The following is a 10,851-nucleotide window of genomic DNA, read 5'->3' on the forward strand; positions in this document are numbered from 1 at the left end:
ATTCATGATATTCATTTTTTGCAAGATATCAAGCATCAAATGAACAATTGTACGTTGATTGGAGACAGGGGTTATTTATCCACCCAAGTGCAAACAGATTTGTTCAATTATGCGAATATAAAGCTGGATACACCCATGAGAAACAACCAAAAAAATTATCAAAAACAAAAATATATTTTCAGAAAATCCAGAAAAAGAATTGAGACTTTATTCTCTCAACTTTGCGACCAATTTAAAATCAGAAACAATTACGCAAAATCTTTTAACGGTTTTAAAACAAGGGTATTGAGCAAAATAACAGCATTAACTTTCATTCAGTTTGTAAATGTTTTTGTTTTCAGTAGAAAAATGAATAGACTTAAAATTGAATTAATTTAATAATGCACTACGGGTTAAATCATAAGCGATTACATAGAGTTTACAAACAAATAGGCCTTGCTCATCGCAGAAAGACTAAAAAGCGCTTACCGCAGCGAGTTAAAGAAACTATTGAAATTCCTGAAAGTTTTACCCATACTTGGAGTATTGATTTTATGAGTGATAGTTTAACCAACGGAAGAAAGTTCCGAAGCTTTAATGTTATTGATGATTTTAATAGAGAAGTATTATTTATAGAAACTGATTATTCACTCAAAAGCAGCAGAGTTATTTGGGTTTTAAAACACCTTGTAAACAAACACGGAAAACCAAAACGAATAAGAATGGATAATGGACCCGAATTTATTGCTAAATTAGCACAAGATTGGAGCCAGGTGATGGAAATTGAATTTAAATACACCCAACCAGGTAAACCAACACAAAACGCTTTAATAGAGCGTTTTAATAAAAGTTATCGTGAAAACGTACTCGATGCATATTTGTTCGATAGCATTGACCAAGTCAGAGAAATAAGCGACAAATGGGTTACCGATTATAATTACCACAGACCACACGATTCCCTAGAGGGTATTAGTCCGGTGAACTATAAAATAAAGAAAGAAAAAACAGCTGAAGGGCTTCGTTTCGCTACGGCTACGCCTTCGCCTCAATCAGCCCTTCAGCTGTGATAAGCTATGTATTATATTGTATAATTTTAACCTGTACTAAAAAGGGGAAGCCTACACAAGCCTACGGCTAAATAAATGGTTTTGTTAATGACTTTGGAGTTCTCTCGAACCTTGAAAACAATTCCGTCCATCCAAACAATCAGATACAATTCGTCTAAAGGTCGGTTTTGCCACGCAACGACTTCACTGGCAACAGCATTAGTTATCCGAGAAATTGTTGACGTAGAAACCTCAAAATCATACATATCCCTAATCTGTTCTTCAATATCTGAAACGCTCATTCCTTTAGCATAAAACGAGATAATGATATTCTCCAAACCATCGATGATATTGTGTCTTTTGGGAACTAAAGCAGGTTCAAAACTCCCTTCTCTATCACGGGGAACTTTAATTTGGCTTCGCCGAACCACTTCGTTAGGTTTCGGATTCGCCAAATGATGATTTTATCTTCTTAGTTCCGTGTCCGTTTCGGTAGTTTCCATTGGTGGTTTTTTCGTGTTTTTCATTGTCAAGATGGCTGTCTAATTCAGCATCCAGCATGTGTTCTACTGCTTTTTTGTGCAGTTCTTTGAAGAACGAGGTTAAATCTTCTCCGTTTTTGAAGGATTTGTAGAAATCCTTGTTGTTTAATAAATCTTCTTTACTGGTCATAACTGTATAATGTTTAAAAATAGTAAAAAGTTATTTCCGAAAAATTTTTTGAGCTTTGAGGGCTCAAAATTTTTCAGAATAACTTTTCTACTTACACAGTTAGTAGGACACTACCAAAAATGAAGAACTTCCCTACCTTCATCAGTTCATCGTCTGGAACTCAGGATGTCAAAAACTATTTCAAAGTTCTTTCCAATAACAATAAACGAATTAAGAATCTGTAGTTTCATTGCACAATTTCTGCTCAGGGAAGAACACATATCAAAGAGCAACTTTCCGATATCGCTGAAAGTTTATGACAAAATGGGTTACGGAGAACAGCCCTACTTGGTCGTCTTTCATAACGACACCGCCAATAATCACGTCCACATCGTTAGCTCCTGAGTAAATAATGAAACAGGAAAATGTATTGACAGGAATTTTGAAAAATACCAAAGCCAAACCGCTTTGCAGGAAACACTCAAAGAACTCTATGGTAACGATGTTCATCAAAAGTTGAATCAGCAAAATCGGAAGATTTGGTAACTGAGTATCGTCAAAAACAGGATTGCCAAAATCCTTTGGATGTGGCAAAGTGTTTTAGGCTGGATAAGTAGAATAAAGTCACGGAAAACCACCACGGAAGCTGAAGCCTGAATCAATAACCATTAATTGAAAATGTCGTGATAAAGCTAATTCATAATAATGCTTTAAATTTGAGTTCTGGTAAAATAAAGTTCATACATGACAGCTTTAGAACAATTCGGGGTTGAGATTTTTACACAACATAACATTTTCGAAAGGATCTCCGCGGATAAACCCTTCCGCCCGGAAAATCCGTCATTCATTTTTATCAAAAGCGGTTCTATCAAACTGCGGCAGCATTTTAATGACCTTGAACTTCAAGCCAATACATTTATGGTGACCGACCCGCAGACAGTCTACGAGGTGATCTCGGTAAGCGATGATTTCCAGTCGAGAATGGTATCTTACAAGCGGGCCTATATTACCACACTATCTTTAAAATTCAACCGGCTTATCACTTACCGCTATTTCCGCCAACAGATGAATATCGGCGTTCCACTTTCCACAGCTGACCTTGAAGTGGTTTGGAAAAGCGTTAATTTCCTGAAGTACATCCTGGATCAGGAAACCGACATGATTTATAAGAAAGAGATTGTGGAACACCTCTTTTCGGTGTTCTGTTACCTTATAGCGGGGATTATCAGTCAGGAAGACAATAGCGCCATGAGCCAAATGTCCAGAAAGGAGGAGATTGTTTTCCTGTTCCTGAATGACCTGGCCAACCACCATCTCAACAACCGTAGTGTTGAGTTCTATGCAGAACGGCAGTCTGTTACAACCAGACATCTGTCCTCAGTTGTAAAATCCGTCACCGGAAAGTCTGCAAGCCAAATTATCGCATCCATTGTTATCAATGAAGCCAAGGTCTACCTCAATTCTTCTAAGATGCCCATTTCTGAGATTTCTACAGTTCTGGGATTCAGTGACCAGTATTCGTTTTCGCATTTTTTCAAGAAACATTTGGGATTAAGCCCCAGCCAATACCGTCAACAGTTCCAATAGCAAAATCCTACATTTGAACATCTTTTTCCTGTATTCAAACATTTGTTTAAATTGCATATCAGCCTAATTTTGCATCCGTAAAACAAGGTAAAATGATTAAGCTAATAAAAACAGCACTATCAGTTTTGATAGTTCTCCTGCCGTCGCTGTTTTTTTCGCAAGAGACAAAACAGATGACCGCTGATGAAGTTGCCCGGCTGGCAATCAATAATCATCAGCAAATCAAGGTTTCTGCGCACAACATCGGTATTGCCAAACAGCAGACGGACATTGTAAAACTCCAGAAGTTGCCAACCATTACGGCTTCTACCAGCCAATTCTACCTGGCAAATGTGGTGGCCATAGACAAAGATTTTTCCAATTCTACCTCTATTACGATGCCGCATTACGGTAGTTCGTACGCCGTACAGGCCACCCAGCTTATCTTCAAGGGCGGATTGGTAAATAAATCCGTAGAACTGGCTGATCTGCGCGAACAACTTTCTGAATTGGATCTGGAAAAAAATAAGCAGGATGTTAAATTCCTGGTGATCTCCAATTATTTGGATATCTACAAATTAATCAATCAGGAGAAAGTGTTCCAAAACAACAAAAAACTGGCGCTGCAAAGGTTAAAGAACATTAATGATTTTTATAAACAGGGGATGATTACGAGGAACGAAGTCATCCGTGGAGAATTAAATATCAAAAACCTGGATCAGGGTATTTTAACTTTGACCAATAACAGAAAAATCCTTAATTATAATCTGAATATCGCCTTGGGGCTCAATACGGAAACATTGATTATACCCGTGGAAAGCCTCGGTAACAAAGAAACCGGAATTGGCTTGGATTATTACCTGAATGTGGCTCATGACAACCACCCTCAGATCAAATCAGCGAAAACCAATATTGCTGTTGCCGATAAAAACATAGAAATTATAAAAACCGATCAGATGCCGACACTGGCCGGCTTTGGCGGGTATTCTCTTCAACGCCCAATTACCACCAGGACCCCAGTATTGGATATGTATGCCAGCGGCTGGCAGGGTGGGATATCATTGAGTTATAATATTGACAATCTGTACAAAACCAAAGAAAGAGTAAAACTTGGTGAACTGCAAAAAAATCAGGCCAATGATGCCATGACCCTGGTGCAGCAGAATCTGGATATGGCTGTGAATGCCGCTTATACCAAATATCAGGAAGCAATCCAGCAGGCAGATATCCTAAATGATGCTAAAAACCTGGCTGATGAAAACTACAAAATTACAGAAGCCAAGTACCTCAATCAATTGGCTGTGCAGACCGAGATGATTGATGCACAAAATCAGAAACTGCAGTCAGAGCTGGACTTTGCCAATGCGCAAATCAATGTACTCTACCAATATTATAATCTGCTGAAATCAACCGGAACGCTCTAATATCAAACTGAAATCATATAATGGAAAACAAGGAACAACCCACTCAAAATACAAGCCCAGCGGTCAGTACGGCTGCTGCTAAAAAGAAACAGAATAAGAAAAATAAAATAAGGGCAACGCTGTCCAACGTGATTGTTTTTGCAATCATTGGCTTTGGACTGTTCTGGCTGGTCCGCAAATATTTTCACATTGGCGACAAAACCTATACCGAGTCGGCCCAGGTTGAGGAATTTATCAATCCTATCAATACAAGAGTATCAGCCTATATCAAAGAGATCCGGTTTATAGAACACCAACCTGTGAAGAAAGGCGATACACTGGTGATTCTGGATGACAGAGAAATCCTTACGCAATTAGGCCAGGCAGAAGCGGCCTATCAAAATGCCATGGCACAAAGATCTGCAACAAGCTCCTCCGTCAACACTATTTCTAATAATGTTAGCGTGATGGAATCTAATATTGCCGGCGCCAAAGCCAGGCTTTGGAATGCGGAACAAAACCTGAACCGATACAAAAACCTGCTGGCCTCGGAAGCCGTAACCAGGCAACAGTATGACCAGATGAAAACCGAATATGATGCACAAAAAGCGGTGTACCAAACGCTCATGAATCAAAAACAATCCGCCAACCTTTCTACCACCGAGGTAAAAAGCAAACTCGGGATCAACGATGCGGAAATCAAAAGGACAAAGGCCGCACTGGAAATGGCAAAAATCAATCTTTCCTATACGGTAATTACTGCGCCCTATGACGGTGTGATGGGACGAAGGATAATTTCTGAAGGCCAGCTGATACAGCCGGGGCAACAAGTGGGGACTATCGTGCTGAATAACCAGAAGTGGGTGACTGCTAACTTTTTGGAAAGCCAGATGCCAAATATCAGGATCGGAGAAAAAATGATCATGACCGCTGACGCTTTGGGCGGTAAACAGTTTGAAGGCGTCGTTACAGCAGTTTCTGCGGCAACAGGCTCCAGATACTCCAGCGTGCCAACGGATAACTCCACCGGAAATTTCATCAAAGTTCAGCAGCGTATACCTGTAAGAATCGAGTTTACGGCATCCAACAAAAAAGAAGATATCGCAAAACTGAGTGCCGGGATGAATATGAATGTCAGTTTCGAAGATAAAAGTAAAAAGTAAAAGGAACAAGGCACAAAATAAGAAATGCAATGGGTAAACAGGAGCACAAAGTCGTCCAACAACCTGCTTCTTTTGCCTTTTTACTCAGTTCTTAAAAAAAATATTATGTACAACAAAGGACTTTTCAGCGACTGGGTTCCCAAGCCTGTTCAGCTGTTGATCATCGTTTTGCTGCTGGCTGTTGCAATGCCTTTGGGCGGCGTGTATACAGGGAACATCAGCTTTATGGTAGGCAGCACAGGGCAGCTCACAGAATATTTTATGTGGGCCAATTATGCCACAACTATCGGGATGGGCGCCTGTATGCCTGTAGTCCTGCGCATCAAGATGAGGTTTAAGGTCCGTGACAAGGTGGTCCTTCTGCTGGTATTACTGGCATTACTGAGTTATGTGAATGGTACAACAACAGAGCCGGCAATCATTATAGCCAGTGCCCTGGTTATAGGATTTCTCAAAATGATGATTACGATAGAACTGTTTTTACCCTTGATGATGCTCATGAGCAACCGAGGTATATTTTACAGTGTCTTCTACACATTTGTCCTTGTCGTTAATCAGGTTTCGAGCTATTATGCAGTAGAGATCTCAATCCTGTACAACTGGCAACAGTTTTTTATCATTGCATCTATAGAATGCCTTATAATGGCTCTGATTTGCTGGGTTTTTATGCATGATAAATACTTCGCGATGAAAGTCCCTTTACACTATATCGATTGGCTGAGCATCCTTTTGTTTGTCTCCACATTCATGTTTTCTGCGTACGTGTTTTCTTTTGGCAAACAGCAGGACTGGCTGAATTCGAGTAAAATTATTAATGCATCCGTGGCAGCATTCCTGAGTTTTGCCTTACTCAGTATTCGGCAAACGACACTCAAGAGGCCTTATCTTTCCTTTAAAATATTTACAAAAAGCAATGTCCAGAATGGTTTGATTATGCTGCTTTTCCTGGGTATGTACTTGGGGACAACGTCTGTACAAAATATTTTTTCTGTGGGGGTGCTTGGTTATGACCAGTTAACGAATGCCAAACTGAATGTGATGATGATCCCAGGCCTTATCGTATCAGGTATTGTGGCCATATTTTGGTTTAAAAAAGAGAAAGCAATCAGGATGTATATATTCTCCGGATTTGCCAGCATGCTTGGTTACGCTATAATCATGTACTTCTCTATGGTTCCCGAGTTCGGGTTCGAGCGCTGGTATTTACCTATGTTTCTCAAAGGTTATGGCATGGGTTCCCTGTTCATTGCGGTGTGGTACTATACGCTGGATAAGCTGGAACTGGATGACATGCTGGCTGCTATTGGGCTTGTTCTGGTATGGAGGACCTTCCTTGCGGTTGGCATCTTCTCGGCCATCTTTTCCTGGTTCCAGTATCAGTTCCAGATAGAAAGCCTGGGCAATCTTGCTGTTTATCTGGATGGGATGACACTAACGTCCCAAAACCTGCCGGCTAACCTGAAAAGCCTGCAGATCAATGCGATCCTTTCGGCCAACAAAAGGCTGTTCGGCTACATTACACTCACGGGTTTTGGTGTTCTGTTATACATATTGACCCATCATTTTGGCAGAGAAAAATTCAGATACCCAAGGTTTGTAAGACTCATCAATGGCAAATCTGTTATTGCCAGAAAACGCCTGCGAGAAAAAAATAAATTGGCTCAGGAGCTTCAGGATGCTTCGGGCTCCACATTGTAAAATACCTTGTTTTCCACTGGCAAAGTCCTTTCTTTTATGAGATTGGGCTTTGCTTTTTATATCAATATTGCCTTAGGTTGCGTTAACATCCCGCCGTAGTTTTTACAATACTGCAGACATATTTCTACCTTAGCCATCGCCTATTAATTTCAATTTTATCCGTTAAAACAGCCTTCTCCAATTGGCATAAAATTTTGCAGGACTTGCCATTTTTTATAACTTCGTCCTGTAGCATAATGCCAAGGTAAATGGCCAGAACTTAGACGGACATCATGGGCCAATCAACATAATGTTGCTTAATTTATTAAACAATGAAGCATTTAACTTTACTTTTTTCCTTTCTGGCTACAGGTTTTGTGATGGCTCAGAATCAGAGATTTGTTTATGAATATATGTTTAAACCTGATTCTCTGGATAAAAACAATACCCTGAAAGAAATAATGAATTTGGATGTCAATCAGGACGGATCAGTATTTTACAGCCATCTGCTCCTTGAACGTGATTCTGTGTGGGCTGCCCAGATTGAAAATGGTAGATCAAAGGGAACTATAATACTTGATGCGAGCAAAGTAAAGAAAAGCCAGGCCAAATTTGTGGTTGCTAAAAGGTACCCTGCTTTTGAAACTGTTTTTTACTACCCCGTGAATGCAATGAATCTTGCAGTGGAATCTAAGGCTAAAATCAATTGGGAAATAAGGGCAGAAACCGATACAATAGAAGGTTTCAAAGTACAAAAAGCGGTAACCACTTTTGCCGGGAAAATTTGGTATGCTTGGTTTACCAACGAAATCCAGATACAGGACGGCCCTTATAAATTCTGTGGCTTACCCGGGTTAATCCTCTCGGTTGAAGATGATAAAGGCGATCATATTTTTAGGCTGATTGGCAGCAAAAAACAATCTAAAAATCTCATTTTCTCACCTGTAAAAGGCAAAGCTATAGAGGTGACACCACAAAAATTCAATCAGTTATGGAATGAGTTCAAAAAAGACCCTGCTAAAAACATCAAGCTGATACATGGCTCTGCAGCGATGTCGGATACTTTGTTTTATGACTCTAAATCAGGAAACCCTCTGACAAAGCAGGAATTAATCAAAAGAAAAGAAGATGGCGACAAAGCCTACTTTAGAAAATTTAATAATTTCATAGAACCTCAACTATTCAAATAATGCGAAATGGTGATCCCAAAAATTAAAAATAGTCTTTGATTGATAAAAACAACTTTAATTTTTATGATGAAATAGAAATTTTATTATAAATTTGTAGAGTATTCGCAAAGGAAATGGTGTTCTTCCTTACCCAACCGCTTTTTCAAAAAGCTGATGACGCCTGATTAATGAAATGTTTAACATTTTAATCGGGATAGCATGCAAACCAAACAAAAAAAGTCAATCAGCAAAAAAACTCAGTTACAGCTTCGTTTCTTTTTCCGGAAATACCCAGCCTTATTTTACGTCACCAAATGGACGATGATCTGTCTTGTGACGGGATCCTGCATAGGAACTGCATCAGCAGGTTTTCTGCAATCACTGGACTGGGCTACCAACTTTCGTGACAATCATTTGTGGTTAATCATATTCTTACCGGCAGGTGGATTTTTAATTGGTTTGTTATACTATTATTTCGGGAAAGATGTAGAGGGCGGGAATAACCTCCTTATAGACACGATTAATTCCCCAAAACCAACAATCCCTTTCCGCATGGCGCCAATGGTATACTTAGGAACAATTGTAACGCATTTTTTTGGAGGTTCTGCAGGGCGCGAAGGAACAGCATTGCAGATGGCCGGCGCTATAGCAGACCAGTTCAGCAAACCATTGCGTTTACAGCCCGGCGAGCGTCAAATTTTGATCATCGCCGCTGTCTCCGCCGGCTTTGGTTCTGTGTTTGGGACACCATTGGCGGGTGCTATTTTTGGCCTTGAGGTATTTTTGATTGGACGGTTACGGTACAATGCCCTCTTCCCCGCCTTTGCCGCTGCCATTATAGCGGACCTGGTTACAAAAATGTGGCAGACGCACCATACACACTACCAGATCATAGCAGTACCTGATATATCCTTCGTGAACATTGCCTACGCCATTCTTGCAGGGATTATATTCGGGCTATGTGCGGCAACATTTAGCAAGACTCTGCATAAAGCGAGTCATCTTTTTAAGTCTACCATCCAATATCCGCCCTTCCGGCCTGTAGCAGGTGGAATCATTATAGCCCTTGCAGTCTGGGCAATGGGAACAACAAAATACATCGGTCTAGGGATTCCAACCATTGTACAGTCGTTTGACCAGCCATTACCAGCCTACGATTTTGCATTGAAGATGGCTTTCACCATCATCACGCTTGCCGCAGGTTTCAAAGGTGGTGAGGTGACACCGTTATTTTTCATCGGAGCTACACTGGGCAACGCCATCGGTTATGTTCTTCCTTTACCCGTTGACCTGTTAGCAGGAATGGGCTTTGTAGCGGTTTTCGCCGGTGCAACCAATACCCCGCTAGCCTGCACCATTATGGCTCTGGAACTTTTTGGTGTAGACTGTGGCGTTTATGCCGCTATTGCCTGCACGGTGGCATACCTGCTATCAGGCGCCAATAGCATTTACCGTAACCAAATTACGGGAGAACCAAAACATCCCAGATTCATTAATCAAAAAGGGAAACAGCTGAGTCAATTATAAATATTGAATTACAAAAAACAGCATAGGATTATGCCGAAAAGCCATATGTCAGAACTTTAACGTATACAAAAAGAAGATATACATAAAACTGTTACTGGCTGATAGTTACTATTAATTTTTTAACGACTTTTGACTAAACGGTTAATACTCCGTTAAACCATAAAATTTCACTACTATGATTACCAAAGAGATGATTACCGCTTCTGAAAAGCAGCTCGCCAATGCTATGACAACATGTTGCGTTGAACAATTAGAATCGATACTCCACGATGATCTTTTATTTATATTACCCGATGGTACGACCATTACCAAAGACATGGATTTGGACACGTACAGGAAGGAATGCCTTTGGAAGTATGTAAAATATCCCGTTGTTCCAGAAGCAAGATTTGTAAAGATGTAGATTACGCTTATCCCAACAAAGGATTTTGCGCTTCGCAGAATCTCCATTTTTATGGCTATAAATTACATGCAGTTTGTTCTATTTCTGGGGTTTTTCAGAGTTTTGACATTTCTCCTGCATCTGTTCACGACATCCATTTTCTACAGGATATAAAACATCAAATGTCTGATTGTGTGTTGCTTGGTGATAAAGGTTATTTGTCCCAAAGCATTCAATCAGACTTATTCAATGAGGTAAATATAGAGTTGGAAACCCCTAAAAGGAAAA

At 40.1% G+C, this 10,851-nt stretch carries 9 protein-coding genes, 3 pseudogenes and 1 riboswitch; of the genes and pseudogenes, 11 read left to right on the forward strand and 1 reads right to left on the reverse strand.

The features are described from left to right. Both B0B05_RS15495 and B0B05_RS15500 read left to right on the forward strand, forming a co-directional pair. A partial coding sequence (locus B0B05_RS15495) for a transposase (protein WP_221406984.1) occupies window positions 1-378 on the forward strand: 378 nt, incomplete at its 5' end. 17 nt (window positions 379-395) lie between these two features. Then, window positions 396-965, forward strand: a pseudogene (locus B0B05_RS15500) (integrase core domain-containing protein); the annotation flags it as partial. 131 nt (window positions 966-1,096) lie between these two features. On the opposite strand, the pseudogene B0B05_RS15505 reads toward B0B05_RS15500, so the two are convergent. Next, window positions 1,097-1,697, reverse strand: a pseudogene (locus tag B0B05_RS15505) (transposase); the annotation flags it as partial. A gap of 303 nt (window positions 1,698-2,000) precedes the next feature. Between B0B05_RS15505 and B0B05_RS17285 the strand changes: the two are divergent. The 9 genes and pseudogenes from B0B05_RS17285 to B0B05_RS15550 all read left to right on the forward strand — a co-directional run. Then, window positions 2,001-2,081 (forward strand): relaxase/mobilization nuclease domain-containing protein, encoded by an 81-nt coding sequence (locus B0B05_RS17285; RefSeq protein WP_394332794.1) that lies wholly within the window; start codon window positions 2,001-2,003, stop codon window positions 2,079-2,081. A 339-nt stretch (window positions 2,082-2,420) separates the two neighbouring features. Beyond that, a complete protein-coding gene (locus tag B0B05_RS15515; RefSeq protein WP_076784491.1) occupies window positions 2,421-3,263 on the forward strand; it encodes a helix-turn-helix domain-containing protein in 843 nt (280 codons plus the stop codon). A 92-nt stretch (window positions 3,264-3,355) separates the two neighbouring features. Next, window positions 3,356-4,666 (forward strand): TolC family protein, encoded by a 1,311-nt coding sequence (locus tag B0B05_RS15520; protein WP_076784492.1) that lies wholly within the window; start codon window positions 3,356-3,358, stop codon window positions 4,664-4,666. Window positions 4,667-4,686: 20 nt separating this feature from the next. Next, window positions 4,687-5,808 (forward strand): HlyD family secretion protein, encoded by a 1,122-nt coding sequence (locus B0B05_RS15525; protein ID WP_076784493.1) that lies wholly within the window; start codon window positions 4,687-4,689, stop codon window positions 5,806-5,808. A gap of 105 nt (window positions 5,809-5,913) precedes the next feature. Beyond that, complete coding sequence (locus B0B05_RS15530; protein ID WP_084174008.1) at window positions 5,914-7,506, forward strand: MFS transporter; 1,593 nt, start codon at window positions 5,914-5,916, stop codon at window positions 7,504-7,506. 311 nt (window positions 7,507-7,817) lie between these two features. Then, window positions 7,818-8,675 carry a GLPGLI family protein gene (locus tag B0B05_RS15535; RefSeq protein ID WP_076784494.1) on the forward strand — a complete coding sequence of 286 codons (858 nt, stop codon included), beginning with the start codon at window positions 7,818-7,820 and terminating at the stop codon, window positions 8,673-8,675. A gap of 100 nt (window positions 8,676-8,775) precedes the next feature. Continuing rightward, window positions 8,776-8,845: riboswitch (Fluoride riboswitch) on the forward strand. Between the two features lie 28 nt (window positions 8,846-8,873). Next, complete coding sequence (locus B0B05_RS15540; protein WP_084174010.1) at window positions 8,874-10,181, forward strand: voltage-gated chloride channel family protein; 1,308 nt, start codon at window positions 8,874-8,876, stop codon at window positions 10,179-10,181. A 226-nt stretch (window positions 10,182-10,407) separates the two neighbouring features. Then, complete coding sequence (locus B0B05_RS15545) at window positions 10,408-10,584, forward strand: nuclear transport factor 2 family protein (protein ID WP_245799370.1); 177 nt, start codon at window positions 10,408-10,410, stop codon at window positions 10,582-10,584. After that, a pseudogene (locus B0B05_RS15550) lies at window positions 10,512-10,851 on the forward strand (transposase); the annotation flags it as partial. The gene B0B05_RS15545 and the pseudogene B0B05_RS15550, both read left to right, overlap by 73 nt.

It is taken from the genome of Epilithonimonas bovis DSM 19482 (assembly GCF_900108115.1).
Taxonomy (GTDB): Bacteria; Bacteroidota; Bacteroidia; order Flavobacteriales; family Weeksellaceae; genus Epilithonimonas; species Epilithonimonas bovis.